The organism is Bacteroides sp. AM37-9 (assembly GCF_003603455.1).
In the GTDB taxonomy this organism is placed as follows: Bacteria; Bacteroidota; Bacteroidia; order Bacteroidales; family Bacteroidaceae; genus Bacteroides; species Bacteroides xylanisolvens.
This window is the reverse complement of record NZ_QTNF01000016.1, coordinates 33,481-60,305: the sequence shown is the minus strand read 5'-3', so window position 1 is coordinate 60,305 and position 26,825 is coordinate 33,481. Positions and strand designations below refer to the sequence as shown.

24 protein-coding genes and 2 pseudogenes are annotated in these 26,825 nt (G+C 40.3%); 12 read left to right on the top strand and 14 right to left on the bottom strand.

What is annotated here, in order from left to right; all coding sequences use genetic code 11:
- Positions 1 to 72: 72 nt before the first annotated feature.
- From DW862_RS12745 to DW862_RS12730, 3 genes are all read right to left on the bottom strand, one after another.
- Entirely contained in the window at positions 73 to 1,347 is a 1,275-nt protein-coding gene (locus DW862_RS12745) for a clostripain-related cysteine peptidase (protein ID WP_087318716.1), read from the bottom strand.
- 422 nt (positions 1,348 to 1,769) lie between these two features.
- Positions 1,770 to 2,669 (bottom strand): AraC family transcriptional regulator, encoded by a 900-nt coding sequence (locus DW862_RS12735; RefSeq protein ID WP_008022588.1) that lies wholly within the window; start codon positions 2,667 to 2,669, stop codon positions 1,770 to 1,772.
- A 30-nt stretch (positions 2,670 to 2,699) separates the two neighbouring features.
- The gene (locus DW862_RS12730; RefSeq protein ID WP_008022585.1) at positions 2,700 to 3,602 is read right to left on the bottom strand and encodes an AraC family transcriptional regulator; all 903 of its coding nucleotides are present in this window, start codon (positions 3,600 to 3,602) and stop codon (positions 2,700 to 2,702) included.
- A 204-nt stretch (positions 3,603 to 3,806) separates the two neighbouring features.
- On the opposite strand from DW862_RS12730, the gene DW862_RS12725 reads away from it, so the two are divergent.
- Positions 3,807 to 4,823 (top strand): SDR family oxidoreductase, encoded by a 1,017-nt coding sequence (locus tag DW862_RS12725; protein WP_087318113.1) that lies wholly within the window; start codon positions 3,807 to 3,809, stop codon positions 4,821 to 4,823.
- 105 nt (positions 4,824 to 4,928) lie between these two features.
- On the opposite strand, the gene DW862_RS12720 is transcribed toward DW862_RS12725, so the two are convergent.
- From DW862_RS12720 to aspT, 3 genes and pseudogenes are all read right to left on the bottom strand, one after another.
- Positions 4,929 to 5,477, bottom strand: coding sequence for a hypothetical protein (locus DW862_RS12720; RefSeq protein ID WP_008640013.1), 549 nt, complete (start codon positions 5,475 to 5,477; stop codon positions 4,929 to 4,931).
- Positions 5,478 to 5,651: 174 nt separating this feature from the next.
- Positions 5,652 to 7,291: pseudogene (aspD, locus tag DW862_RS12715) on the bottom strand (aspartate 4-decarboxylase).
- A 21-nt stretch (positions 7,292 to 7,312) separates the two neighbouring features.
- Complete coding sequence (aspT, locus tag DW862_RS12710; RefSeq protein WP_120068629.1) at positions 7,313 to 9,007, bottom strand: aspartate-alanine antiporter; 1,695 nt, start codon at positions 9,005 to 9,007, stop codon at positions 7,313 to 7,315.
- A 169-nt stretch (positions 9,008 to 9,176) separates the two neighbouring features.
- Between aspT and DW862_RS12705 the strand changes: the two genes are divergently transcribed.
- Positions 9,177 to 10,844, top strand: coding sequence for a formate--tetrahydrofolate ligase (locus DW862_RS12705; RefSeq protein ID WP_004315284.1), 1,668 nt, complete (start codon positions 9,177 to 9,179; stop codon positions 10,842 to 10,844).
- 337 nt (positions 10,845 to 11,181) lie between these two features.
- Here the strand turns inward: DW862_RS12705 and glyA are convergent, their stop codons facing one another.
- From glyA to DW862_RS12665, 8 genes are all read right to left on the bottom strand, one after another.
- The gene (glyA, locus tag DW862_RS12700) at positions 11,182 to 12,462 is read right to left on the bottom strand and encodes a serine hydroxymethyltransferase (RefSeq protein ID WP_004303451.1); all 1,281 of its coding nucleotides are present in this window, start codon (positions 12,460 to 12,462) and stop codon (positions 11,182 to 11,184) included.
- Between the two features lie 134 nt (positions 12,463 to 12,596).
- Positions 12,597 to 13,337 carry a porin family protein gene (locus tag DW862_RS12695; protein WP_008019436.1) on the bottom strand — a complete coding sequence of 247 codons (741 nt, stop codon included), beginning with the start codon at positions 13,335 to 13,337 and terminating at the stop codon, positions 12,597 to 12,599.
- Between the two features lie 16 nt (positions 13,338 to 13,353).
- Positions 13,354 to 13,923: a flavin reductase family protein gene (locus DW862_RS12690; protein ID WP_004303449.1), complete on the bottom strand. Its 570-nt coding sequence runs from the start codon at positions 13,921 to 13,923 to the stop codon at positions 13,354 to 13,356.
- A gap of 107 nt (positions 13,924 to 14,030) precedes the next feature.
- Positions 14,031 to 14,492 carry an aspartate carbamoyltransferase regulatory subunit gene (gene pyrI, locus DW862_RS12685; RefSeq protein WP_004303448.1) on the bottom strand — a complete coding sequence of 154 codons (462 nt, stop codon included), beginning with the start codon at positions 14,490 to 14,492 and terminating at the stop codon, positions 14,031 to 14,033.
- On the bottom strand, positions 14,489 to 15,430 hold the full coding sequence (gene pyrB, locus DW862_RS12680; protein WP_009039538.1) for an aspartate carbamoyltransferase: 942 nt from the start codon (positions 15,428 to 15,430) through the stop codon (positions 14,489 to 14,491). Before pyrB ends, pyrI begins: the two co-directional genes overlap by 4 nt.
- 112 nt (positions 15,431 to 15,542) lie before the next feature.
- Entirely contained in the window at positions 15,543 to 16,322 is a 780-nt protein-coding gene (locus DW862_RS12675) for a DUF4373 domain-containing protein (RefSeq protein WP_008022568.1), read from the bottom strand.
- A 23-nt stretch (positions 16,323 to 16,345) separates the two neighbouring features.
- Positions 16,346 to 16,663, bottom strand: a complete 318-nt coding sequence (locus DW862_RS12670) for an SH3 beta-barrel fold-containing protein (RefSeq protein WP_120068626.1) — start codon at positions 16,661 to 16,663, stop codon at positions 16,346 to 16,348.
- A 253-nt stretch (positions 16,664 to 16,916) separates the two neighbouring features.
- Positions 16,917 to 17,327 carry a DUF4119 family protein gene (locus DW862_RS12665; protein ID WP_087321154.1) on the bottom strand — a complete coding sequence of 137 codons (411 nt, stop codon included), beginning with the start codon at positions 17,325 to 17,327 and terminating at the stop codon, positions 16,917 to 16,919.
- Positions 17,328 to 17,458: 131 nt separating this feature from the next.
- On the opposite strand from DW862_RS12665, the gene DW862_RS12660 reads away from it, so the two are divergent.
- The 10 genes and pseudogenes from DW862_RS12660 (at position 17,459) to DW862_RS12610 (ending at position 26,817) form a co-directional block, all read left to right on the top strand.
- The gene (locus tag DW862_RS12660; protein WP_087321152.1) at positions 17,459 to 18,409 is read left to right on the top strand and encodes a tyrosine-type DNA invertase cluster 3b; all 951 of its coding nucleotides are present in this window, start codon (positions 17,459 to 17,461) and stop codon (positions 18,407 to 18,409) included.
- A gap of 357 nt (positions 18,410 to 18,766) precedes the next feature.
- Entirely contained in the window at positions 18,767 to 19,333 is a 567-nt protein-coding gene (locus DW862_RS12655) for a UpxY family transcription antiterminator (protein WP_087321150.1), read from the top strand.
- Between the two features lie 70 nt (positions 19,334 to 19,403).
- Positions 19,404 to 20,291: a glucose-1-phosphate thymidylyltransferase RfbA gene (rfbA, locus tag DW862_RS12650; protein WP_087321147.1), complete on the top strand. Its 888-nt coding sequence runs from the start codon at positions 19,404 to 19,406 to the stop codon at positions 20,289 to 20,291.
- A 44-nt stretch (positions 20,292 to 20,335) separates the two neighbouring features.
- On the top strand, positions 20,336 to 20,905 hold the full coding sequence (gene rfbC, locus DW862_RS12645) for a dTDP-4-dehydrorhamnose 3,5-epimerase (RefSeq protein WP_087321143.1): 570 nt from the start codon (positions 20,336 to 20,338) through the stop codon (positions 20,903 to 20,905).
- Positions 20,906 to 20,910: 5 nt separating this feature from the next.
- Positions 20,911 to 21,197 (top strand): annotated as a pseudogene (locus DW862_RS26355) (sugar nucleotide-binding protein); the annotation flags it as partial.
- A gap of 14 nt (positions 21,198 to 21,211) precedes the next feature.
- The gene (locus DW862_RS12630; protein ID WP_120068620.1) at positions 21,212 to 21,685 is read left to right on the top strand and encodes an acyltransferase family protein; all 474 of its coding nucleotides are present in this window, start codon (positions 21,212 to 21,214) and stop codon (positions 21,683 to 21,685) included.
- Between the two features lie 4 nt (positions 21,686 to 21,689).
- A complete protein-coding gene (locus tag DW862_RS12625) occupies positions 21,690 to 23,216 on the top strand; it encodes a lipopolysaccharide biosynthesis protein (RefSeq protein ID WP_120068616.1) in 1,527 nt (508 codons plus the stop codon).
- Entirely contained in the window at positions 23,213 to 24,400 is a 1,188-nt protein-coding gene (locus DW862_RS12620) for a Coenzyme F420 hydrogenase/dehydrogenase, beta subunit C-terminal domain (RefSeq protein WP_120068612.1), read from the top strand. Before DW862_RS12625 ends, DW862_RS12620 begins: the two co-directional genes overlap by 4 nt.
- Positions 24,401 to 24,409: 9 nt before the next feature.
- Positions 24,410 to 25,570, top strand: a complete 1,161-nt coding sequence (locus DW862_RS12615) for a polysaccharide pyruvyl transferase family protein (RefSeq protein WP_120068609.1) — start codon at positions 24,410 to 24,412, stop codon at positions 25,568 to 25,570.
- The gene (locus DW862_RS12610; RefSeq protein WP_120068606.1) at positions 25,567 to 26,817 is read left to right on the top strand and encodes a Coenzyme F420 hydrogenase/dehydrogenase, beta subunit C-terminal domain; all 1,251 of its coding nucleotides are present in this window, start codon (positions 25,567 to 25,569) and stop codon (positions 26,815 to 26,817) included. The genes DW862_RS12615 and DW862_RS12610 overlap by 4 nt, the downstream gene beginning before the upstream one ends.
- The last annotated feature ends 8 nt before the right edge of the window (positions 26,818 to 26,825 follow it).

Sequence of the window (26,825 nt, the reverse complement as noted above, 5' to 3'; positions counted from 1 at the left end):
TTTTTATTAAGAGATTTGACCGATCACAGACAAGAGTAAAGCTCCATTATCGTACTATTTCTTTTAGTAGCCTTAATGAGTGGCAACATACCACGCTGTTTCGTTCTTTTTCAAAGCAGCTGCACTAGTGCTTGGATCAGAAATAGTGATACCGGAGAAAGTATTGATTTTTTTTCGTTCTCCATAATAGGAGGATATTGCTGTAAAATAATACTCCGTATTCCTTTTATATGGAACTGTGCGTTTCAGTTGTTCGTTGAATTGCTCCAATAAATCAGGATCGGAGCATAGCTTTGCAACATAATCACCACAATCAAAGAATATGGAAGGTTTATATCCGTCTAAACTCTGCAAAGAAGAAATTAATTCTTCGTTAAACGTATAACGTTGATTTATTTCTTTCATAATGGCCGCCAGATTATCCACTTCCGAGCAATCTGTGACACTGATTGTTCCGCAGGGAGTGACATAATTTGAATAAAAAGAATAAAAAACATCACAAATCTTTTCATAATCTATGTTTCCGATTAAGTACTGGCCGATCTTGTCGTATGGCATGCCATAAGCCATGATTTCACTTGTGGATGCTATCAGGTGACTTGTTACGTTTTTAAGGTCATAAGCAACCTCTACTGTCGACATATAGCAGTCGTCGAAAAGGATATACTCCATTTTCAATCCTGCGCTCGATATTCCTTCGGCAAGTGTAGTAATATCTGTCTGATACTTGGATTCTCTGCCTCCGAAGAGACGTGTCATAGGTGTATTCCCATATTCCCAATGTTTTTTAACTGTTTGCAGGCTACTGCGTGATTGCGTTCTTGATACGGGGATCCATCCCATCCCGTGGCATCCGATAATCATTGCATATCGTTTGGCGGGAGAGTAGGTCTGTACATCATTCAGGATAGAAGTGATACCCTCGGCCGTTGTATAGCTGGGAGTCGGATAATTATAGCTTTTTAAAGCCTTCTGCACAGCTGCGCCTTTTTCGTAAGAAAGCTCATAGAGAGTGGCTTTTGTAGCCGTTGTGCACATAAATACGAGAACCCGCTCGTTTTTCAATATATTCTGTCCGATAATACTTTTCAGATCAGCAATATTTTGATAGAAAAAGGAAGTCAGGTCAGTCGACCAAGGCAGATACATAAATACAGTTTGTTCATTATCCGAACGAACCACCGGGTCGGTAGGATCAGGATCTGTCGGATCAGTGTTGTCCGTCTGCCTTGTGTTGGGAGATGTAGAAACCGGATCTTCTTTCTCACACGAAATCATGCCGAAAGAAAGAAATAATACGAAGAGGATTGATTTCATCAGACGATAATATTGTTGCATTGTTTCCATTATTCTACTAAGGATTAAATTTTCTTTTTATATATAACGTAAAAAGAGAACTTTTTGATTTGCTTTACCGGGACATAATTGATACATCTCTCTTTGCAAAGTTACTGAAAAATAGCGTAATTCCAATACCGTCATTCATAAGAAAGAACAGCTGTCCGGGAAATGGTAACTTAGGAAGTTAAAGAGGAGAGTTGACGTATGGACATAAAAAAAGGAGCAACGCCTTGCTCCAACCTTTGTTAACCTTAAATCTAATACTATGAAAAACACATTGCAAAGATACGGACTCTTGGGAAATTAGCAAATAATCCAAGCAAAAAAGTATGTTTCATAACATAGATTAAGAATTGGATATTTCAATTCAAATTTTATTAAGACTTTTTTGTTGCTTTATCGTCCTCCAATCCTTTTAGATTTCATTTCTAGTTAGGTACTCTGAAATCATTCGGAGAGCAACCGGTAACTTTCTTGAATAGCCGGCTGAAATACTGCGGATTCTGGAAACCCAGTTCTCGTGTTATCTGATTAACTGTTTTATCAGTATTCAGCAACCAGTCTTTGGCAATCTCGAAACGTTTGAACTCGATGTATTCTTTAAAAGATTTCCCCGTTTCGTGCTTCAGCAAGTCGTTGAAATATTCAGGAGATAAATGAAGCACGTTAGCGCAATACTCATTTGAAAGCACATCGACACCCGGTACCGGCTTCGTTTCGAAATGGTTATTTATGATTTTATCAAATTGCTTGATAATCTTTTTATTCACTTCGTTACGTGTAATGAATTGGCGTTCGTAGAAACGTACACAGTAATCCAGCAATAGCTCTATATATTTGGAAACTATTTTTTTGCTGTGGCGATCAATACAACGTTCGAGTTCCTGGTTGATTCTGTCCATAAATTCCAGAATGATCTGTTTCTCGCGCAATGATATATGCAGTGCCTCTTCAGGCTGATAAGAGAAGAAAGTATAGTTATCTATATTAAGCCCGAGCGGAGTACCACAAATCAGATCGGGATGAAAAGCCAATATCCATCCTTTGGAAGGAAATCTTTTATTCTTTTCTTTCATGCTGATAGACTCTCCGGGAGTCAGGCAGATCAAAGTACCGTCCGAGAAATCATAATACTGGTGACCATACACATAGGCCTCACATTTACACTCACTCAATAGAATCGTATAAAAGTCGAACTTGATGTCCGTATGAGGCGACAAGTCAGCCTTTGAGAGATCAATGACACTCACTAGTGGATGTAGTGTTTTGCTTCCCAGACAACAATTGCATTGATGCACGGTTCCTATTTTGAGTACTTTATCTCCCATGATGTTGAGACTCCTGTAGCTAAAAAATGCTTAGTTTCTTTGTTTATATTCGTTCGGGGTGCAACCGACATGCTTTTTAAACAATCGGCTGAAGTGTTGTGGATATTGAAATCCCAGTTCATAAGCCACCTGGCTGACAGTTTGAACACCTTCCAGTATTCTTTCTTTTGCCAGTTCGATAATCCGGCACTGGATATATTCCTGTGCAGTTTTTCCTGTTTCCTTCTTTATCAAGTCTCCGAAATAATTAGGAGAGAGACATGCCTTGTCTGCAAAATATTTCACGGATGGCAGTCCTTCGGTTATTGCCACCTGATTCTGGAAGTATTCGTCCAGCAATTGCTCGAATTTTACGATAATATCTTTGTTCGCCTGATTACGTGTAATAAACTGCCGTTCGTAGAAACGCATACAGTAATCCAGCAGCAGTTCGATGTTTCGCACGATGAGTTGCTTGCTGTGTTTGTCGATAGGGTGTTCCAGCTCGATCCTGATTTTATGTATGCAATCAGTTACGATTTCTCTTTCCTGGTCTGAAAGATGCAATGCTTCATTTACCTCGTAAGAGAAAAAAGTATAGTTCTTGATATGCTGTCCTAATGAAGTTCCGCGGATTAAATCGGGATGAAACAAAACGCCGATTGACTTGGTGCGGGGAGCAGGCCTGTTGCGGTTGTCTATTCCGCTCACTTGTCCCGGTGCCATACAAACAACCGTTCCTTCCTGATAATCGTAATTCTTACGTCCATAAGTGAGGTCGCCACATTTTGCATCCTTCAGGAACAAGCAGTAGAATCCGATATTCATACGGATATATTCAACTGACCTGGTGGCTTTTGAGAAGTCGATTACATTCACCAAAGGGTGCAATGTTTCCAGTCCAAACAATTGGTCATACTGATCGACGGTTTCAATTTTTGTTATTTCATCCATATGCTTCTGTTATTAATCTGATACAAAGATAAAACATTTGAAGGTATCTTTTTAATTTCATTCAGCAAATCAGTAATATGGGTATAAGAATCAGTAATCTGTATACTACATAAACTTTCGGGCAGAAAAATAAATGGCAATGATTGCTGGAAGTAAGTGATGGAATTGATATATTTGTTCCGGAGAATATAAAAAACAGGTTTTATGAAAGCATTATTTATTGGAGGAACAGGTACGATTAGTACAGATGTAGTGGCATTGGCGCAACAAAAAGGGTGGGAGATTACTCTCCTAAATCGTGGTTCGAAAAAGATGCCGGAGGGAATTCACAGTATCATTGCGGATATTAATGATGAAGAAGCTGTGGCAAAAGCCATCGTGTCCGAACATTACGATGTGGTTGCGCAGTTCATCGGATATACGGCAGAAGACGTGAAGCGTGATATCCGCCTGTTCCAGAATAAAACGCGGCAATATATCTTTATCAGCAGTGCCTCTGCCTACCAAAAGCCATTGGCCGATTACCGCATAACCGAAAGCACCCCTTTGGTCAATCCCTATTGGCAGTATTCCCGTAACAAGATAGAAGCGGAAGAAGTGCTGATGGCAGCCTATCGCACAAACGGTTTCCCCGTTACAATCGTTCGTCCCAGCCATACCTACAACGGAACAAAACCTCCCGTATCTGTACATGGCGATAAGGGAAACTGGCAGATCCTAAAACGAATCCTTGAAGGTAAACCTGTTATTATCCCCGGCGACGGTTCTTCTTTGTGGACATTGACTCACTCTAAAGATTTTGCCAAAGGTTATGTAGGACTGATGGCGAACCCTCATGCCATTGGGAACGCTTTTCATATCACTATCGATGAAAGCATGACCTGGAATCAGATTTATCAAACCATTGCCGACGCGTTGGGTAAACCTCTGAATGCATTACACGTAGCCTCCGATTTCCTTGCCAAGCATAGCGATCATTATGATTTCAGAGGTGAACTGTTAGGAGATAAAGCAGCTACGGTAGTCTTTGATAACTCGAAGATAAAGCGGTTGGTTCCTGATTTTATATGCAATACTTCCATGGCAGACGGATTACGACAAGCCGTACACTATATGCTTTCCCATCCGGAATCACAAATACCCGATCCGGAATTTGATTCATGGTGTGATCGTATTGCCAACGCAATAAGTGCGGCAGATAAGGCCTTCGAGCTTTCCTAATTCTGTGCCGAACTTACTTAATTTAATTCCGGACTGTCTGATCTAATCTATAGGACTACTTGGTTTTATTTCAGACTTCCGGGGTTGTATATTGAAGTACCTTATTTAATAAGGCGCGTTTCGTCCTTGTTGTACTTCGATTCGTATTCCGAAATTACCATTTGCCGATTTCAGTTCGAATGCTCCCCGGAAATTATTTCTTTCCCAAGGCATAGCGCTGCGGTTAGGCACCCGCCAGCCATCCTTATCATAATCTCCGTAGGTATTGATTCTCATTCCGTTTTTCAGTTTGAAAGACCCCATCTGTATAAACTGTGGAGAAGAGGACAATCCCCAACCATATCCGTAGCCAAAGCCAGAAAAACCAGAGAAAGAAGACGAAGAAAAAGAGTCAGTGAATCCTTGCGAATAAGTAACGTCTGTATTTAAACGAAAGAGCTGATTATAATCTTTCGTCATATTAGGCATCTCTAAATTAAACTTGGGAAGTTCGGGAGTCGCTACATTCATTAACCCCATATCCAGCAGAAAGCCACCAAACTCTTTAATATTGGTGGATGGAGCACGACGAATACTATCGGAAGGAATTTCCGACTGTGCGGATGCAAAACCGACCGATAATATCAGCGAAAGAAATAGAATCAGTTTTTTCATCTTCGTAAAGGTTGATTTACCACAAAGATAGAGATTTTCAACCTGACTATTCGCTTCCGTTATGTTTTCTTAGAAAAAAACTATCTTTTCAGTTATTTACGATTAGGCGATTTACAATGTACGATTGAGGTTACTATCCTCAATCATACGATCGTAAATCGTCTAATCAGTTAATTATTTTGATGCTTTCCATGTTTGGGCATATTCTTCCAACACACACTTGATGCTTTGCCCGATTTTCACATAATCGGCTTCATTCAGATTAGCTAGTGACACACGCACGCTCCATTTCGGTCCGGCAAAGCCACCGCCATTCAACAGCACGAGTGAAGTTTCGTTTGCCAGACGGAAAACCACATCCAGCGGATTGTATGTCTTTTGCAGATAAGCAACGAAGTCATCTCCGTAGAATTTCTTCGCCCATACCAGCATATCAATCTCCGAATAATATCCGGCACGCAGCGGATCCTCTACCAGTGTGAACCCCGTGTTATCCCACAACGCATGCAGGCGTCGATGAATAATTTCCTGCATCTTGGTTTTATAACTGTCTTCTTTATCCAGAAGCGAGAAGATGGCAAACAAACTCATTTGCATTTGTTGAGGCAGAGAAAGCCCTGCGGTATGATTCAGCGCAATCTGCCGGCTGTCAGCCACCATGCGGTCGATAAATTTCATCTTTTCCGGTTGCAGGCTAAGACTGGAATAACGTTTGTTCAATATTGATTTCTGCTCCTCCGACAGGCGGGCAATCATTTTGTCGTAGATGTTGTCTTCGTGTAAAGCAATCACTGCGGTTCTCCATCCCGTAGCTCCGAAATATTTGGAGAACGAATAAACGCAAAGCGTATTGTGTGGCAATTCTGCCATCAATGAACGGAAATGAGGGATAAACGTTCCATACACATCATCCGTAATAATCATCAGGTTCGGATTGTCATTCTTCACAATGTTGATGATACGTTCGGTAGTCTCCCTGCTAAGTGCGTAACTGGGCGGATTACTCGGATTGGTGATAAATAACGCTTTGATCCGCGGGTCTTTCAACTTGTCTATATCTTCATCCTTATACTGCCAGGTGTGCAATCCGTCAGGAGTCATCTGGTCGGCGGAAATTTCGGTAACGTCAAACTGATAGCGTCGCAATTCCGGGATTTCTATATAAGGAGTGAACACGGGAATCATCAAAGCAATGGCATCTCCCTGATTCAACAGGAAATTCTCTTGCAAAGAATCGAACAGATAACACATGGCTGCTGTACCTCCTTCGGTGGCGAAAAGATCAAAAGTCCCTTTCGGCGGACGGCGGTCACACATCTCTTGTGCCAAGTAATCCTGCACGATTAACTCTGTAAAATGTAAAATACGGTCGGGCACAGGATACTGGTCGCCGATGACCGATTCCGCCCATTCGTGAATCAGCGTATCTGGATCGGCAGCATGCTCCATCAACATATAATTGTAGCCCTCTTTCAGCAGATTAGCCCCCGGAGCTTTTTCATTCTCTTTCAGGAAAGCCTCGAAACGGGCGGCTATCCAGCCTTTTGCGGAATACCTGCTATTCCTTCTTCCAGTGAAAACGCATGGCGACATTCGCAAAGTCCGAATTGTCCCAACAGAAAAAATGCTTCGCGTGGTTCGGTAGCAATCCAGTTCGGATTACCTCTTCCCGCATTCAGCATGGTATGTGCTATTTTCTTAATGCTTTCATCTGCCATATCGATCAGTTTGTTTTTCAGCTCGAACGGGCTGATCGTTTCCATTTTCTTGGCATAACTTTTCGTAATGGCAGGGTTATTTGTTTTCTTTTCCATAATGATATTTATTTTATAGTTTTACATAAGTAACACGATGACGACTCCCCAGATAATCAGTAGCGTATTGCCGACTGCATACGTCACTGTATACCCTAATGCGGGTGTATCACTTTCCACTGCATCCTGAATAGCTCCCAGTGCCGCTGTTGTGGTACGTGCTCCTGCCGTGCATCCCAATGAAAGGGCAGGGTGGAATTTGAACAGGTATCTCGCCATCAGCAATCCTGCGAGAAGAGGGATGGCAGTTGCCAGTGCACCGACAATAAACAGACTGACTCCGACTTCCTTGAATCCGGCTATAAAACTGGGGCCTGCAGCAATGCCGACCACTGCGATAAACATATTCAGTCCTACATTATTCAATACCCATAAAGAGGGTTCGGGGATACCTCCGAAAGTAGGATGCTTGCTGCGTAACCAACCGAACAGAAGTCCGGCAATCAATGCGCCGCCACTGGTAGAAAGACTGATAGGAACACCTCCCAGATGGATAGCCAGTGCGCCGAAAAGACCACCGAGCAAAATGCCCAGGCCGACGAAAATCATATCCGTCTGATTGGTCGGACGGTCAATGTAACCCATTTGTTTGGCAGCGCCTTCCACTTCATGTTTAAGACCGGTGAGCTCGAGAATATCTCCCGAATCCACAACTGTTTTGGATAATACCGGAACATTGATTCCGGCACGCTTGATGTTACGGATACTGACTCCGTGCATAAATTTCTGTGCCCGGATTTTGGCTACCGTTTCCCCGGCAAACGTCCGGTGAGTCACCATTACGGGAAGAGTTTCCGCCGGAAAATCCAATAATTGTGCGTCGATCACTTCCGGACCGATCCAGTCTTCTTCTCCGATTACAAACTCACGGCGTCCGCTTAGTACCACTTCGTCGTTTTTGCGAAGAATCAGGTTCGGATCAACATCTTTCACCACTCCTCTTTGACGAATCCGCTCTACAAACAGCCGTTTATCATTCTTGCATAAATATGTTTCGAGTTCACTGACTTTCTTTCCTTTGCCGAACCATTCATTGGTGATTTTATAGGCACGGAATACCACCGGACGAAGAGCCGGGGAAAATCCGGGTTCATCAGCTTCCGATGTTCCCATTTGAGCCTCCAGTTCTTTGCAGTCAGCTTTCACCTTATCCAGTCCGCCCAGCATTTTAGGGCCGAGAGAAGCCAGAATCCATGCAGAACCGGCTGTACCGAAGATATAAGTTACAGCGTAAGCTACCGGAATCGCATTGATGAATGTTGCTTTTTGCTCATCGCTGATTCCCAATTGGTTGATTGTATCGCTTGCCACGCCGATCACGGCGGATATGGTCTGTGAGCCTGCCAAAAGTCCGGCAGCTTCCCCTACATGGTATCCCATGATTTTGGCGAGTATCCACGGTGCCACCAGGCTGACAATACACATCAGTACAGCGAATCCCACCTGTGGCAGCCCATCCTTTTTCAATCCGCGGAAAAACTGCGGACCTACCTTATAGCCGACGGCAAACAGGAAAAGCAGAAAGAACACAGCTTTCATCGGGCCATCCACAGTGATATTCAGTTGCCCGACCAACACTCCGACTAGCAGAACACTGGTGACTGTCCCCAATGAGAATTTCCCTATTTTGAGTCTGCCCAGCCAGAATCCGGCAAAGAGCGTCAGGAAAATAGCAAGTTCAGGGTGTACCCTTAGTTGATTAATAATCCATTCCATAATTAAGTTGTTGTTTTAGGTTATGTCATTTACAACAGTTATTGCGTGAAAAGAGTTTATAGTGTTTATGATAAATAGATATATAAATATCCGATGAACTTTAAATTTCTCTATTTCGCTTTTTTGTTATACTTTTGTTCTTTCAAAAATAAAACTAATCATATTCTGTATGAAATCAGACATAGAAATTGCTCGCAGCATTGAGCTGAAGAAGATTAAGCAAGTTGCCGAAAGTGTCGGAATTCCTCGCGAGGAAGTGGAGAATTATGGCCGCTACATCGCAAAGATCCCTGAACAACTGATTGATGAAGAGAAAGTGAAGAAAAGCAATCTCATCCTGGTCACTGCTATCACGGCAACCAAAGCGGGCATTGGCAAAACTACCGTATCTATCGGTCTTGCTTTGGGACTGAATAAAATTGGAAAGAATGCGATTGTCGCTCTTCGTGAACCGTCTCTCGGTCCTTGTTTCGGAATGAAGGGAGGAGCGGCCGGTGGAGGATATGCACAAGTGCTTCCGATGGATAAGATTAACCTTCATTTCACAGGGGATTTTCACGCCATCACCTCTGCTCATAACATGATTTCGGCTTTGCTCGACAATTATCTCTATCAGAACCAGGCAAAAGGTTTCGGATTGAAAGAAATCCTTTGGCGGAGAGTGCTTGATGTGAACGACCGTTCGTTGCGCAGCATCGTTGTCGGTCTCGGACCTAAATCCAATGGGATTACCCAAGAGTCCGGTTTCGATATTACTCCTGCTTCGGAAATTATGGCGATTCTTTGTCTTTCCAAAGATGTGAGTGATTTGCGTCGTCGTATCGAAAACATCCTGTTGGGCTTCACTTATGATGACCAGCCTTTTACCGTAAAAGATCTGGGAGTGGCAGGAGCTATCACTGTGTTGCTGAAAGATGCCATCCATCCTAATCTGGTGCAGACTACGGAAGGAACCGCTGCTTTTGTACACGGCGGTCCGTTCGCTAATATTGCGCATGGTTGTAACTCTATTCTGGCCACTAAATTGGCAATGTCTTTCGGCGATTATGTAATCACAGAAGCCGGATTCGGTGCTGATCTTGGTGCAGAGAAGTTCTACAATATCAAGTGCCGCAAGAGTGGACTCCAACCGCGTCTCACGGTGATTGTCGCTACGGCACAAGGATTGAAGATGCACGGAGGTGTCAGTCTCGACCGTATCAAAGAACCGAATATGGAAGGACTGAAAGAAGGATTGCGTAATCTGGACAAACATGTTCGTAATCTTCGTTCATTCGGTCAGACGGTTATTGTAGCTTTCAATAAGTTTGCGTCCGACACCGATGAAGAAATGGAATTGCTGCGTGAGCATTGCGAACAGTTGGGAGTCGGTTTTGCTATCAACAATGCGTTCAGTGAAGGAGGAGAGGGGGCAGTAGACATGGCCCGCCTGGTGGTAGATACAATCGAAAATAATCCGTCCGAACCTTTGCGTTATACATATAAGGAAGAAGATAATATACAGCAGAAGATTGAAAAGGTGGCTACTAATATTTACGGAGCCAGTGTAATTACTTACAGCAGTATTGCACGCAACCGTATCAAACTGATCGAGAAAATGGGCATCACTCATTACCCGGTTTGTATTGCTAAAACACAGTATTCATTCTCTGCCGACCCTAAGATTTATGGTGCGGTGAACAACTTCGAGTTCCATATTAAAGATATTGTAATCAATAACGGAGCTGAAATGATTGTAGCCATTGCCGGAGAAATTCTTCGTATGCCGGGATTGCCTAAAGAACCGCAAGCATTGCATATCGATATTGTGGATGGAGAAATAGAAGGATTGAGCTGATATACACTTAAAGAACACTTGTTCTGGCGCTATGCCGGTAAAAATAAATCCCCGTCTTTCCCTATAAAATGAATGTGGAAAGACGGGGATGACTGTATATAGAGTCCAGTGTGCTTCTCTTTTCTCTTCATGCACACTGTACGGTTGAATTCGTACTTGTTGTGGGTGATATATGACATCATATATTTCTTTTATAGTAAGAAAAACGAAATTCCGGAAAGATGGTTCGAACGGGACCGTTAATAAATAAAAAAAGGCCTGCTCCTTTCGTAAAGAGCAGACCTTAAATGGGATTAAGCTAATAACAGTTTACAATTACTAGCTTTAAAATTGTGTTTTAGTAAGCGAAAAGAGGATATTTTTTCATTGTCTCATTGACGCGTGCACGTACTTGTGCAATAACTTCCTCATTTTCTACGTTAGACAATACAGTTTCGATCATTTCTGCAATTTCGAGCATCAAGTCTTCTTTTGCACCACGAGTTGTGATAGCAGGAGTACCTAAACGGATACCGGAAGTCTGGAAAGCCGAACGGCTGTCGAACGGAACCATGTTCTTGTTAACGGTAATATCAGCAGAAACCAATGCTTTTTCTGCCACTTTACCTGTCAGATCAGGATATTTGCTACGCAGGTCGACCAACATAGAGTGATTGTCTGTACCACCGGAAACGATGGTAAAGCCACGGTCGATCAAAGCCTGTGCAAGTACGGCAGCATTCTTCTGTACTTGTTTAGCATATTCCTTAAATTCAGGTTGCAGGATTTCACCGAAAGCAACTGCTTTAGCAGCAATTACATGTTCCAACGGTCCGCCTTGGATACCCGGGAAAACGGCAGAATCCAGTAATTGAGACATCATCTTGATCTCACCTTTCGGAGTTTTCTTACCCCATGGATTGGGGAAATCCTTACCCATCATGATGACACCACCACGAGGTCCGCGAAGTGTTTTATGTGTAGTAGAAGTGACGATATGTGCATATTTAACCGGATTTTCGAGCACTCCGGCAGCAATCAGACCGGCAGGATGAGCCATGTCGATCATCAGGATAGCGCCTACTTTGTCAGCGATTTCACGCATACGTTTGTAATCCCATTCACGAGAGTATGCAGAACCACCACCGATAATCATTTTTGGTTTCTCACGAAGAGCGACTTCTTCCATCTGGTCGTAATCAACGCGTCCTGTTTCCTGATTCAAGTTATATTCGCAAGGAGTATAGATGATACCGGAAGTGTTCACTAATGAACCGTGAGACAGGTGTCCGCCGTGTGCCAGATTTAATCCCATGAATTTGTCGCCCGGATTCAGAACAGCAAGGAAAACAGCCGCATTAGCTTGTGCTCCCGAGTGTGGCTGTACGTTTGCCCATTCAGCGCCGAAAATTTCTTTCAGGCGGTCGATAGCGATTTGTTCGCTTTGGTCTACTACTTCGCAACCTCCGTAGTAACGTTTGCCGGGATAACCTTCTGCGTACTTGTTAGTCAGGCAAGAACCCATTGCCTGCATTACCTGGTCACTCACAAAGTTTTCTGATGCAATCAGCTCGATTCCTTTCAACTGACGTTGATGCTCTTTTTCGATGATGTCGAAAATGATGTCGTCTCTTTTCATTCTTTTATAAGTAAGATTAAATTTCTAATTCGAGATACCTATTTTAAGCGCACAAAGTTAATGAAAATAAATAAAGAATGAAGGAACAGTAAGAAAAATGTTAGTAAAAAGCGGGATTTAATGATATTTTATTCTTAAAGAATGAATCCCAATGAAAAACTTAACGCGCTGTCACGGCGACGGAAAATAATGTTGCTCACACCCGTACTGCCGTCGGAGTTGATATTGTCATAAATGATAGACTTGGAGATGTTTCCTATACCTTGTTCGTAGCGGAAATCGAAGAAGATACGTGAGATGTTGACACCTACGCCAATCACTGCGCTGACATTGAACGGATACAACTTTTCGTGAATACCCTTTTGGTCGAAATTTTTAAAAGTGATTTCATTGTGCTTTCCCCATAGGTAGCGAAGCTTGGGACCTGCGAAGATAGACATTCCGTAAGGTCCTTTTTTCACCACATTATAGCCATATAGAACGGGAAAATCGACACTGTGCAACACCGATTGCACCGATGCGTAATCAGGCTCGATGGCAGGATGCTGGGAACCGAGTTTGTCGAACGTAATCTCACATTTGCTTACATTATACGACACTTCAGGCTGAATGAAATGCTTTTTCATATTGATGCGCATGAAGAGAGCACCGAAATAACCAATCTTATAGTTATTCTGCACCTCATCGATAGTTACATCTTTAATTTTCAGTTCAGACACCATGAACATGGAAGAGTTGAAGCCCGCTTTGATACCGATATTTATTTTTTTTGTGTTGGGACGGTCTACTCTGTCTGCGTTATAATTCTGTCCGACAACCGGGCTGCCGGCTGCAACTAATAAACCTAAAAAAATGAATTTACGCAGCATATCCATGACAGTATCGTTCCTTTTATGATTTTTTCTTTTCTACACTCCAACCGAACTTACCGATTTTCTCTCCCAAATTGTAATATCCTCCGTGCACATATACCAGCGGATTAGCTTCCGCCAGTTCCAGCTTTCCGGTTTCGGGGTTCAGGTTCCGTTCATCGGCACGCACATTTACCACGTCGGCAATAAACATATCATGTGAACCAAGAGAGATGATTTCTTTTACACGACATTCAATGCAAAGAGGTGATTCTTCAATCAGCGGGGCACTGACTACCGTACACTGTCCGGGTGTCAGTTTCATCTCTTCGAATTTATGATAATCACGTCCCGAACGAACTCCGCACCAGTCGGTGGCAAAAGCCATATCTTTAGTTGTCAGGTTGATGACAAACTCCATATTTTTTTTGATAATATCGTATGAATGGCGTTCCGGACGTACGGATATGTAACACATGGGCGGGTTCGTGCAAATCGTACCCGTCCATGCTACTGTGAACATATTATATTCGCTTTCCTCTTTTCCGCAACTGACTAGTACAGCCGGCAGCGGATAAATCATCGTTCCTGGTTTCCAGTCCTGTTTCATAGTTGTCATTTTTTACCACAGATTACACAGATTCACACAGATATAGATATTATTATTCCATAAAATAAAAATCTGTGTGAATCCGTGTAATCTGTGGTGAGCTGAAGTTAGAGGATTGTTATTTCTTCTCGTTTCTGTTCTTTTTCGCAATAATGGCATTTCACGATGCAATTATCCTTATCTATCACATGAAAGATGGTGCTCATCGGTTCATTGTTGGTAATACATTTCGGATTGGCACATTTCACGATGCCACGAAGCTCATCCGGCATTTTTACCTCTTTCTTTTCTACTACCTCGTAATCGCGGATAATGTTCAGTTTGACGTGCGGTGCTACTACCGAAATACGGTTGATCTCTTCGTCACAAAAGAATTTATCTGCAATTTTGATGATCCCTTTTTTGCCTAGTTTTTTACTGTCGAGGTTGAATCCGATCGTGATATTGCTTGTCATTTGTTCCACACCGAGCAGTTGCACTACGGTGAAGAGCTTTTCAGATGGGATATGGTCAATCACTGTTCCGTTTTTCAGGGCAGCTACTTGCAATGCTTGTTTATTTTCGCTCATAATAAAATATCGTTTTTAACGTCCTCTAATGTGATACCTAATACATCGCAAAGGATTGCTTCGCGGGCATACAGACCGTTTTGTGCCTGTTGGAAATAATATGCTTTCGGGTTGTCATCCACATCGTAAGCAATTTCGTTGACACGGGGAAGCGGGTGCAGGATACGCAGGTTCGGACGTGTGTTTTCCAACATTTTGTTACGGAGAATATATACATTCTTCACCCGTTCATATTCCATCAGGTCGGTGAAACGTTCGCGTTGCACACGGGTCATATACAGAATATCGGCGTCGGCGATAATCTCTTCGGAAAAGTCTGTATGTTCAACGTATTTTATTTGGTGCGTTTTGCAGTAAAGTTTGTATTCTTCCGGCATTTTCAATTCTTCAGGAGCGATAAAATGGAAAGTCGGATTAAAGTGTCGCATCGCCATCAGCAAAGAATGTACGGTGCGGCCGTATTTCAAGTCACCCACTAGGAAAATATTCAGATTTTCCAGCGTTCCTTGCGTCTTGTAGATAGAGTAAAGATCGAGCATCGTCTGCGACGGGTGCTGGTTAGCTCCGTCACCTGCATTGACAATGGGCACCGGGGCTACTTCGCTGGCATATCGTGCAGCTCCTTCGAGATAGTGTCGCATGACGATAATATCTGCATAGTTACTCACCATCATGATCGTGTCTTTAAGTGTTTCCCCTTTGGAAGAGCTGGTGGCCTTGGGGTCAGAGAATCCGATTACTCGTGCACCGAGACGGTTGGCAGCTGTTTCAAAACTCAAGCGGGTACGGGTGGAAGGTTCGAAGAACAGGGTTGCTACTACCTTTCCTTGTAATAACCGGCGATTGGGGTTCATTTCAAACTGCTTCGCCATTTCGAGCATGTAGAGGATTTTTTCTTTAGAATGTTCGGCAATGGTTACTAAACTTCTGTTTTCCATTTTGTTATCTTTTATGTGGATAGAACTTGTTTTACCGGAGCGTAAAGGTACGAAGAATTTGTGAAAAGCACAGATTTTTCGTACCTTTTTTATCAGCTTTTAATCAGTCGGTTTATTTCCGTCCGCTGGCTAGTGCTGCAATGATATATTTCCCCGGTGCTCCGATTTTGCTCCAGGCCGTATTGGAGAGTAGTTTCCATACTTGGGTGCCTTTCCTACCATAGTCTGATAACCGGAGAATCGTCTGCCTCTCTTTCAAATTAGTCACTTTGTGGCGTTCCAGGCTTTCTATCAGTCCGTTCATGTTGTGTGTGGCCTGATTGTATGCATACCCCGGAATTTCAAACGAAGCATCGCTTATTTCTTCTTCTTCAGTATTTAGTTTAGTTTCCTTTAGTTTAGTTTGTCGAGAAATGTCTGCATTTTCTGAACTCACCTCCTCTTGAGTTGGAAAAATGTTAGCATTTTCCTTGTTCAACTCATCCTTGTGTATCCTTTTTCTCTGTTTGGTCTCTAATAAATAAGGTAGTTGTGAGAAATCTATTTTTCTTCGTGTCGTAGCTTCGAACCACACTCTTTGAATCTGTTCCGAAGTGAGTATACCGTGTTTCTCGTAGGTTTCTTTATGGAAAAATCCTTTTTCCAATAACAGATCGACAATCTTTTCCATCATGTCCTCTTTGATCCCGCCACCTACTTTGCGGACGAAAATAAGATTTTGTTCTTTCCCCCAAGAGATGTAATATCCCTCTTTATAGATTTTGCAAAGCAATCTCATGACCATGTAAGAAGCTAACACTCCGAATTTTGCTTCTAATAACTCCATAACCTCTTCGTCAAAAAAGTTTGCTGGTGTCGGGAAGTAAGGTATCCCTTTATTAATCATATTCATTATTCAGTATTTTTTATTAAAAACTATACAATAGCTTTCCATTCCATCAGGTTTCCGATCATGAATCTTCTCCATCCTTTTTGTTCTTCACTCCAATAGATAATAGACTCTTGTTGTGCTGTGATATTAAATTCTCTATGAAAGAATTTTTCATATCCTACCAGTGTTCCTCTTTCCAGGCAGAACGTACCATCCTGCTTATGAAAAGCTATCATTGCATTTCCATACAACATGTGTTCTATTAGTTTAATGCACTCCTGTACAATTCTCTCTGCACATTTATCCGAAATCCCCTTTTCGGCAGTAATACGTTTTTTCCATACTAATTTGCAAGCTTCCAACTTGCCTTTCTGATTTTTCGTCTCATTTTATTTCTTTTTTTTGTTGAAAAATAAATTTCTGTTTAAGCGTAAATCTTCCCTTATAGATAGTGACGGTATGTTGTTGTCATAGCGTCACTATAATGAAAGGATAGTGACGCTATGACAACAACATACCGTCACTATTTTTTTAAGGGAAAATCAGTTAGTTTTCGACCGGTTGAAAACGGCGGCGAAGGTAAGCCTTATATTTCAACTGTCCCATTATTTTTTCTTAGTACTTGCTTTTGACCTTTTCAGCTTGTTCTCTTTTTTCCTTTTTTTCTCTCATATACTCTTCTTCGACAGACTTTCTCAATGCCCCCAATTCAGCATGTATGCTGCTAAGTTCCATTAGTTTATATCCATTGTGTTTGTGAATGTACAATACTTTTTGGTTATGGATATATTGGGCCAGATTTATCAGCTTTTTTTTCTTAGGATGGTGGAAATATCCATCGATAAAGATTTTCAGATGCGTGGTGAGATAAAGGCGAATATCTCCAGTGATTGCTATTCTGTTTTCCAGCTCTTCTTCAGTGATGATTTCTTCCTTTGACTGTCTTCCGGGGGCTTTTTTCATTGTTTGAACATTTCTTTTTACCTTGTCGTTTTTACTACCTTTTTTAGCATTTTTACTTTTCATAATTTACTAATTTTAATGTTGGTTAAATATGTGTTAATTCTAAAAATAATATCTGGAAAGTGAAATTGAACGTGCAAAAAGATTTGTTCTTTTGTCGCTTGCCAAATAGTATATATATAAAATAACTAGTGATGCAAATGATGAATAAAAATGGATTTAGTCGATGTGGTGAGAACTACATCAATCGTTTACGAAAGGAAGGGCGTTATTCTACGGCGCACGTTTATAAGAACGCCCTTTATTCTTTCGGTAAGTTTTGTGGTACGTTGAATATATCGTTCAGACAAGTCACCAAAGAACGTTTACGACGTTATGGTCAGTATCTTTATGATTGTGGTTTGAAGCCTAATACGATTTCTACGTATATGCGTATGCTTCGTAGTATTTACAATCGGGGAGTGGAATCGGGAAGTGCTCCTTATGTTCCCCGATTATTTCATGATGTCTATACAGGTGTGGATGTCCGGCAAAAGAAAGCTTTGCCTGCCGGTGAATTACACAAACTCCTGTATGAAGATCCCAAATCAGAGCGTTTACGTCGCACACAAATTATTGCCGCCCTGATGTTCCAGTTTTGTGGAATGTCATTTGCTGATTTAGCACATTTGGAAAAATCAGCTTTAGATCAGAGTGTGTTGCGCTATAATCGAATCAAGACGAAAACTCCTATGAGCGTCGAAGTGCTTGATACTGCCAGAGGAATGATTAATCAACTCCGGAGTAATCAGGAACCCATTCCCGATTGTCCGGACTATCTGTTTGATATACTTTGCAGTAACAAAAAACGGAGAGATGAAAGGGCATACCGTGAATATCAGTCTGCTCTTCGGAATTTTAATAATAGTTTGAAGGAGTTGGCAAGAGCTCTGCGGTTGAAATCTCCCGTTTCTTCTTACACACTTCGTCATTCATGGGCGACTACAGCCAAGTATCGTGGAGTGCCAATTGAAATGATTAGTGAATCATTGGGACATAAATCTATAAAAACCACGCAAATCTATTTGAAGGGTTTTGAGCTAAGAGAACGCACAGAGGTAAATAAAGGGAATTTATCTTACATTAAGAACTATCGTTTAGGTTGAAAACTAACGATAAAGTATTAGAAATCAAGGGCGAAATGTGTCTGTTACTTCTTAGGTAACGGATAATTATTCGGTGCAAAGATATGCAAAAATACAAATAGTAAACAAGTAAAATCTTCTTTTTTTTCTGATTTGTTGAAATATGCAACAAAAATATATCAGGACATGATGATTCTGTTTGATCATGCCTGAAATTCTTGTACTCTGTTTCCAAAGATGCTTTTCCCTTCGCGTAGGTTAGAAAAACATCTTTGTAGGCAGCTCCTGTCCATGTTTTTCTGCTTTCATCTGTTTTTCTGTGAATGAGTACCTTATCCGTTACCTAAGAAGTAACGGAAACATAAGGGGTAAAAAAGTATGATTCTAACGAAAGAAACTTTAAGTGCTGGGCCTAATATTGGGACAGGGGAAGGCGTAGCACACTCTAAACGCTGGTATGTTGCTCTGGTTCGTATGCATCATGAGAAGAAAGTAGCCGAACGTTTAGACAAAATGGGGATTGAAAATTTTGTACCAGTCCAGCAAGAAGTACATCAATGGAGCGACCGCCGTAAAGTGGTTGAATCCGTATTGCTTCCTATGATGGTTTTTGTACATGCTGATCCTAAAGAACGTAAAGAGGTTCTTTCCTTTTCTACCGTTAGTCGGTATATGGTAATGCGTGGTGAGAGCAGTCCGACTATCATTCCTGATGAACAAATGGCTCGTTTCCGTTTTATGCTTGACTATTCCGAAGAGGCAATCTGTATGAATAGTGCTCCTTTGGCACGTGGTGAAAAAGTACGTGTTATTAAAGGTCCTTTGACTGGTCTTGTAGGAGAACTTGTTACGATAGATGGTAGAAGCAAAATTGCTGTTCGGTTGAATATGCTGGGGTGTGCTTGTGCAGATATGCCGGTGGGATATGTGGAATCATTTAAATAGGCACAGAATAAAAGCTACTTTGTGTCCATCTCAAAACAGTTTACTTATTTTGAAATTGAAATAAGCTTTTATGAAAGGAATAGTTTTAGCTGGTGGTTCAGGCACTCGTCTGTATCCTATCACCAAAGGAGTGAGTAAGCAGTTGCTTCCTGTCTTTGACAAGCCTATGATTTATTATCCGATTTCAGTCCTTATGTTGGCTGGAATTCGTGAGATCCTGATTATTTCCACTCCTTATGATCTTCCGGGCTTCAAGCGTCTTTTAGGTGATGGCTCCGACTATGGAGTACGGTTTGAATATGCAGAACAACCCTCTCCGGACGGTCTGGCACAAGCCTTTATTATCGGTGAAGACTTCATCGGCAATGATTCCGTCTGCCTGGTATTAGGTGATAATATTTTCTATGGTCAAAGTTTTACCCGTATGTTACAGGAAGCTGTTCGTACAGTCGAGGAGGAGCAGAAAGCAACTGTATTCGGTTATTGGGTTGCTGATCCCGAACGTTATGGAGTTGCTGACTTTGACAAGGATGGAAATGTTTTGAGCATTGAAGAGAAACCTGCAAACCCAAAATCCAATTATGCTGTAGTAGGACTCTATTTCTATCCCAATAAAGTGGTAGATGTAGCTAAACATATAAAGCCTTCTTCTCGTGGGGAACTAGAAATCACGACTGTCAATCAGGAGTTTCTTGATAACCACCAATTAAAAGTTCAACTATTAGGCCGTGGTTTTGCCTGGCTTGATACCGGCACACACGATTCCCTTTCCGAAGCCAGCACTTTTATTGAAGTGATTGAAAAACGTCAGGGATTGAAAGTAGCCTGTCTTGAAGGTATTGCCCTACGTCATGGCTGGATAACAGCTGATAAAATGCGTGAACTGGCAAAACCCATGTTAAAGAACCAATATGGTCAGTACCTTTTAAAAGTAATAAATGAACTGGGACTGGAATAATATCATATTTCTTTCCGGTAATTTAATAACTAACACTAATCACAGTGGAAATAATCAAAACTACTATAGAAGGCGTTGTAATTATTGAGCCCCGCCTTTTTAAAGATGACCGTGGTTACTTTTTCGAATCTTTCTCTCAACGTGAATTTGCAGAAAAGGTCCGTAAGGTAGATTTTGTCCAGGATAATGAAAGTAAATCCAGCTATGGTGTTTTGCGTGGTCTTCATTTTCAGAAGCCACCTTATGCGCAGAGTAAACTGGTACGTGTCATTAAAGGCTCTGTCCTTGATGTGGCTGTCGATATCCGTAAAGATTCACCAACATTTGGAGAGCATGTATCAGTGGAATTGACTGAAGAAAATCACCGTCAGTTCTTTATTCCGCGCGGATTTGCCCATGGCTTTGTTGTCCTGACGGAAGAGGTTATTTTTCAGTATAAATGTGACAACTTCTATGCTCCCCAATGTGAAGGTGCCCTGGCTTGGGATGATCCTGCATTGAAAATTGACTGGAAGGTTCCTGCTGATAAAATAATTCTTTCCGAGAAAGACAAACATCACGAATGTCTGGAAGAAGCTAGCTGGTTATTTGATTATAACGAAAATCTGTATTAGGTTCAATGAATATTCTAGTGACAGGAGCTAACGGTCAGCTTGGTAATGAGATGCGCCGTGTTTCATCAGTCAGCTCCAACCATTATATTTTTACCGATGTGGCAGAGCTGGATATAACCAGTCGTAATGCTATCCGTAGAATGGTTAATGACAACCATATGTTATCTATCAAGTGATTGAGGAGAATCAATTCTATAAAGAGGGTATTTACTATTTCAGTAAGGAAGGTGTATGTTCATGGTATGACTTTGCAAAAGAAATCTGTGACTTGAGTGGCAATGTGTGTGATATTATATAAAAATAGCAATGCCAAACTACTATTCTGGGGTGAAACCGGCATTTACGCAATTTCCTTCTTTTATCATTGGCGTTTTAATTGGTAGCTTTTCAAAGCTAGGAGTTAGAGTTCCTACTTTAAAATATTTTCTTATTCTGTGTCTATGTAGCATTATTTTCATGGGGGTATTTTATGATTTTTTCTTATACGATTATTTTGCTATGATTAGGGTGCTTCTTTCTATTCCGCTTGTGTGCATTATTTGTGAGTTAATTTCAACTAAAAAATACTTTTTAAAGATTAAATCGGTCTTAGTATGGTTTGGTAAGTATTCATTAGAGTTGTATGTTATCCATTTGATGCTTATGAAATTAGTTAAAAGTATATCACCTTATACTGTACAGATGAATGTAATCATAGTGCTTGCCATCACATTTGTTCTTCTCATTCCTATATCAAGAGTTGTGAATAAAGTTAGTGATTTTATATGTGCGCATCTTTAAATTTATGTCAGATACCTCAATTAATAACAAACGTATAGCCAAGAATACACTTCTTCTGTATTTTCGTATGTTTTTCATGATGGCGATTACACTCTATACAAGTAGAGTTGTTTTGGCAGCATTGGGTGTTGAAGATTTTGGTATTTATAATGTGGTTGGTGGTGTGGTAGCTATGATGGGGATTCTTAATGGAGCAATGTCTGTTTCTACTCAACGTTTTCTCACTTTTGAATTAGGGAAAAATGATAAGATACGGCTGAAGCAAGTATTTAGTATGTCTATGAGTATATACATATTATTTGCAATCATATTACTCCTTTTAGCTGAAACCATTGGTCTTTGGTTTCTTAACACATATTTGGTGATTCCTTCCGAAAAAATGGAAGCAGCAAATTGGGTTTATCAGTTTTCAATTATTTCAGCTGTCATAACCCTTTTATATAACCCTTATAATGCAATGATTGTAGCTCACGAACGAATGAAAATTTATGCTTATGTGAGCGTTTATGAAGCTATATTGAAGCTGACTGTAGCCCTATTAATCCAGTTTCTTGCGGATGACCGACTGTTTTATTATGGACTTTTTCTCTTGATAGCATCGTTTATGGTTACTCTAACTTATTTCATTTATTCGGTACGATCATTCGAAGAGGCTAGATATACGTTTTATTGGGAGAAAGAATTATTTAATCAGTTATTGTCTTATTCAGGATGGAATATGTTTGGCTCTATTGCTAGTTTAGTCAAAGGGCAGGGTTTGAATATCTTGCTTAATCTGTTTTTTAATCCTTCTGTGAATGCGGCACGGGGCATCGCTTTTCAAATCAATTCTGCTGTCAGCCAGTTCTTTACAAATTTTTATACGGCAGTACGCCCACAAATTACAAAGTATTATGCACAAGACGATATAGAGAATATGACGAAACTTGTCTTTCGTAGCTCAAAATTTTCATTTTTCTTGATCATGTTTATTTCGCTGCCACTTATAGTGGAAGCTCCTTTTGTTATTAAATTGTGGTTGGGACAAATACCTGAATATGTGATACCTTTTATGCGTCTCATTATTTTGATTACAGCGGTGGACGCAATGGCTACTCCGTTAATGACCACGGCGCACGCAACTGGAAATATCAAGCTCTATCAATCTGTAGTTGGTACATTGGTAATGTTTAATATACCTATTTCTTATGTAGCCCTTGAATTAGGATATTCTGCAGTTTCCGTGTTTTATATATCACTGGTTATTTCTATCATTAGTCTTTTTCTTCGATTATGGATTGTAAACAGACTTTTGGATTTTCCGGTTATCGATTATATGAAAGACGTTTTTGGACGTTGTACTCTTTGTTCTCTGTTGGGTGCAATTATTCCAGTATTATTAGCTTCTAGATTAGGTACTACTTTCTTATCTTTTTGCTTGGTATCTATCGTGTCCTTATTCTCAAGTGGCTTAACTATCTGGTTCATCGGATTAAATGCTACTGAACGGTCTCAATTGTTGACTATAGTAAAGAAAAAAATAAAAAGATGATTCAACTCGCCCCTAAAAATCTATGTACGGGATGTGGCGCATGTGCTTTTGTCTGTGGTAAGAACTGTATTGTGATGAAAGAGAATGAAGTAGGCATTGTTTATCCGGAATTGGAAATGTCTAATTGCGTACAATGTGAACGTTGCCAAAAAGTTTGTCCTATAATTGAGAATGTGGATTCTCGAAAATCTTTAACTGCTTATGCAGCATGGAGTAGTAATGAGAATGAACGAGCTACCAGTGCCTCTGGAGGTATTGCTTCTGAAATATACAAGATGGCCATTGCGAACGGTTATCTTGCAGCTGGGGCGGTCATTAATAATGATTTTTATGTATCGATGCAGTTGACAGATTCTATGGAAGATGTGGGACTCTTTAAAAATTCGAAATACGTATTTAGCAGTGCAATAGAGCTTTATCCAAAACTTCGTATTCTTCTGAAAGAAGCAAAAAAGGCGGTAATTATAGGCTTACCCTGTCAAATAGCTGCTATACGGAAGCTTTTTAAAGACAATGAGAATCTTTTGTTGATAGATGTTGTATGTCATGGAACTACACCGTACAGCTACCTAAAGCAACATATTGCTATGTTGGAAAAGAAATATGGTGAAGTGGCGAAACGAATGTCATTTCGTGATCCGTCTCTATATACTTATACTTTCACTTTCACTTTATATAATGCCGATAATAAACGTTTTTATGCGCAGCGGACAAAGGATGGTGATACTTATCAATTCGGTTATCATCGGATGGTGAGTTATAGAGAAAATTGCTATTACTGTAAGTTTGCCAAAAGTGAACGAATTTCAGATGTTACATTGAGTGATTATAAAGGATTGGGAACGATGGCGCCATGTACTTTCAGTGCTCAAAAAGTATCAAGTGTTTTAATTAATACCGATAGAGGCAAAACCTTTATCGAATCACTCATAGCTACTGGAAAAATAAAGGCAGAGGAAAGGCCTGTTGATGAGCCTGTTCAAGGTGATGAACAACTACGCCGTCCTTCCACCAAAAGTAAATATAGACTATATTTCGAGAGGGATATACAAGTCTTTAGAGGAAATTTTGAGATTGCAATTCAGAAGGCTCAAAATCAATATATTCATGATGAAAAAATAAAAAAAATGATATCTTATCCTAAACGGATTGTTCGTAAACTATTAAAAGTAATCCATATATAAAATCGAAAGATGAAGAAAATAGGTATTATTACTATTCATAATTCTCCGAATTATGGAGCTAGTTTGCAGGCTTTTGCTTTATATGAATACATTCGTCAACAAGGTGCTAAAGTGGAAATTATTGATCTTTATAGACCTAATGCCCATGCTGATTATATTCAAAGTAAGAAGTATCTACCCTATCGATTACAGAAGAAAAGTGGTGCCAACCAACTAAAAATAATGGTAAAGAAGTTACTGTATACAATTGTTTATGGGAAAAAAAAGGCATTTACAATGGGGTATTATGATGATGCTCTTATGAAATTTAAAGTTTTTAATTCTGCAATTAAGATGTCAAAACCATATAAAAGTGTGGACGCTATATATGCAGATCCCCCTGTGTATGATGTTTATATAACAGGTAGTGATCAATTATGGAATCCAACTCAGCGATTCTGCTTAGAGCCTTTTTTCTTGACTTTTGCTCCTAATGATGCTGTGAAAATATCTTATGCGTCAAGCATCGGGATTTCTTCATTGACCAATAGAGAGAAGAATGACTTTAAAAGATGGTTGCCGAGCTATAATGCGATTTCTGTAAGAGAGAAACAAGCTCAAAAAATGCTCAATGAAATATTGATAGGGAAGAATGTATTTCAGGTTTCTGATCCTACATTTTTGTTGGATAGAGACTTTTGGAAAAAAATGGCAATTGTTCCAGCTAATAGAGAGCCTTACATTTTACTTTTTCCATTGATGCATGATGTTTACTTGCTTAAGTTCGCTATTCGTATGGCACATGAAAGTGGAAAAAAGTTAGTGGTTGTGGACCAAAAAAAAAATGTAGAAGGAAGTTATGTTCTGATAAAGGATGCTGGTCCTTGCGAATGGCTCGGACTTATAGCTAACGCTGATTTAGTATTGACAGATTCTTTTCATGGAACAGTATTTTCTATTTTGTTAAGTTCTCACAATTTTTATTCATATATTGCTCCTACCAATAAGAGGGGGGCACGTATTACCGACTTATTAGATACTTTTGAGTTAAGTGATCATTTGCTTAGTTCATCTTTAGAGGAGAGTTATCAGCAGTTATCATCAAATATCCCCAGCAAAGAAATAATTTCTAAAATCTTTCAATGTGAGCAGGAGAAGTCTCGTCTGTTTTTAGACAAATATATCCAATGAACATATCAAAAATACATAATTGCTATGGTTGCGGCGTTTGTGCTATCTCTTGTACAAAGAATATTATCAGCATAGAGCTAAACGATAACGGTTTTTATGAGCCTAGGATAAGTGATGTGAATAAATGTACAGATTGTGGTTTATGCTTTGACGTGTGTGCTTATTCACATGAAGAAATTAGTCTTCAAAATTTAGAGATTCACAGTTATGCCGCATGGAGTAATGATCATGCGGTTCGACGAAAGTGTAGCAGTGGAGGTGCTGGATTTGAATTAGGGCGCGTGATGTTATCTGAAGGGTATAAAGTGTGCGGAGTGCGATATAATGCGGAAGTTGCACGTGCAGAGCATTACATTGCTACCACTCTTGAGGAACTCATCCAAAGCATAGGGAGTAAGTATATCCAAAGTTATACTGTTGACGGCTTTAAGGGGATTAATCGGAAGGAAAAATATTTGGTAACGGGGACCCCCTGCCAAATTGGTTCTTTCAGAAGATACATTCGCAGATTTAAAGTAGAGGATAATTTTGTACTGATGGACTTCTTTTGCCACGGTGTTCCTTCTATGTTTGTATGGCAAAAGTATATCAAAGATGTGGAAAAAGTAGTAGGTAAAGTTATTTATGCTTCTTGGCGTAACAAGTGGTGGGGTTGGCATGATTCTTGGGCTATAGGAATAGATGGTGAAGAGCATGGCGAAAAGGTGAATTGGCGTGATCCATATAATTCATTAATAAAGGACAGAAAAACATTTGTAAATTCTAGATTGTCACAAGGTGATAAATTTTACGCTCTTTTCTTAGGTGATGGCTGTTTGGGAAAGGCTTGTTATGATCATTGTAAATATAAATACGACCATTCTTCCGCTGATATTCGTATCGGTGACGCTTGGGGTACATGTTATAAGAAAGATGAGGATGGAGTGAGTGCTGTTATTGCATTTACTGCAAAAGGAAATGAATGGATCAAAAAGGCTAATTTGCATATAGAACAAAAACCTTTTGATGTTGTAGCGGAATTGCAGATAAAAAAGGCTTCTAAGAGAACGTTGATAACAAAAATATTGATGAAAGAACTTAAAAAAGAAAGTTCAACAATCGATGATGTGTATGCTATACAGTTGTTGTATAATAAACTGAAAAAGTTGACTCGAAGGATGGGTAACCCTAAACAATCAATAGTGAATCTTTTTAATAGATTTTCAAGTTCGCGTTCTAATAAACTGAATGCACCGCGCCAACTTTAAAATAACAG

Excerpts from the sequence above, each read along its gene's own strand:
- DW862_RS12745 (WP_087318716.1), bottom strand. The coding sequence starts at position 1,347 with ATGGAAACAATGCAACAATATTATCGTCTGATGAAATCAATCCTCTTC.
- DW862_RS12735 (WP_008022588.1), bottom strand. The coding sequence starts at position 2,669 with ATGGGAGATAAAGTACTCAAAATAGGAACCGTGCATCAATGCAATTGT.
- DW862_RS12730 (WP_008022585.1), bottom strand. The coding sequence starts at position 3,602 with ATGGATGAAATAACAAAAATTGAAACCGTCGATCAGTATGACCAATTG.
- DW862_RS12725 (WP_087318113.1), top strand. The coding sequence starts at position 3,807 with ATGAAAGCATTATTTATTGGAGGAACAGGTACGATTAGTACAGATGTA.
- DW862_RS12720 (WP_008640013.1), bottom strand. The coding sequence starts at position 5,477 with ATGAAAAAACTGATTCTATTTCTTTCGCTGATATTATCGGTCGGTTTT.
- aspT (WP_120068629.1), bottom strand. The coding sequence starts at position 9,007 with ATGGAATGGATTATTAATCAACTAAGGGTACACCCTGAACTTGCTATT.
- DW862_RS12705 (WP_004315284.1), top strand. The coding sequence starts at position 9,177 with ATGAAATCAGACATAGAAATTGCTCGCAGCATTGAGCTGAAGAAGATT.
- glyA (WP_004303451.1), bottom strand. The coding sequence starts at position 12,462 with ATGAAAAGAGACGACATCATTTTCGACATCATCGAAAAAGAGCATCAA.
- DW862_RS12695 (WP_008019436.1), bottom strand. The coding sequence starts at position 13,337 with ATGGATATGCTGCGTAAATTCATTTTTTTAGGTTTATTAGTTGCAGCC.
- DW862_RS12690 (WP_004303449.1), bottom strand. The coding sequence starts at position 13,923 with ATGAAACAGGACTGGAAACCAGGAACGATGATTTATCCGCTGCCGGCT.
- pyrI (WP_004303448.1), bottom strand. The coding sequence starts at position 14,492 with ATGAGCGAAAATAAACAAGCATTGCAAGTAGCTGCCCTGAAAAACGGA.
- pyrB (WP_009039538.1), bottom strand. The coding sequence starts at position 15,430 with ATGGAAAACAGAAGTTTAGTAACCATTGCCGAACATTCTAAAGAAAAA.
- DW862_RS12675 (WP_008022568.1), bottom strand. The coding sequence starts at position 16,322 with ATGAATATGATTAATAAAGGGATACCTTACTTCCCGACACCAGCAAAC.
- DW862_RS12665 (WP_087321154.1), bottom strand. The coding sequence starts at position 17,327 with ATGAAAAGTAAAAATGCTAAAAAAGGTAGTAAAAACGACAAGGTAAAA.
- DW862_RS12660 (WP_087321152.1), top strand. The coding sequence starts at position 17,459 with ATGCAAATGATGAATAAAAATGGATTTAGTCGATGTGGTGAGAACTAC.
- DW862_RS12655 (WP_087321150.1), top strand. The coding sequence starts at position 18,767 with ATGATTCTAACGAAAGAAACTTTAAGTGCTGGGCCTAATATTGGGACA.
- rfbA (WP_087321147.1), top strand. The coding sequence starts at position 19,404 with ATGAAAGGAATAGTTTTAGCTGGTGGTTCAGGCACTCGTCTGTATCCT.
- DW862_RS12630 (WP_120068620.1), top strand. The coding sequence starts at position 21,212 with ATGCCAAACTACTATTCTGGGGTGAAACCGGCATTTACGCAATTTCCT.
- DW862_RS12625 (WP_120068616.1), top strand. The coding sequence starts at position 21,690 with ATGTCAGATACCTCAATTAATAACAAACGTATAGCCAAGAATACACTT.
- DW862_RS12620 (WP_120068612.1), top strand. The coding sequence starts at position 23,213 with ATGATTCAACTCGCCCCTAAAAATCTATGTACGGGATGTGGCGCATGT.
- DW862_RS12615 (WP_120068609.1), top strand. The coding sequence starts at position 24,410 with ATGAAGAAAATAGGTATTATTACTATTCATAATTCTCCGAATTATGGA.
- DW862_RS12610 (WP_120068606.1), top strand. The coding sequence starts at position 25,567 with ATGAACATATCAAAAATACATAATTGCTATGGTTGCGGCGTTTGTGCT.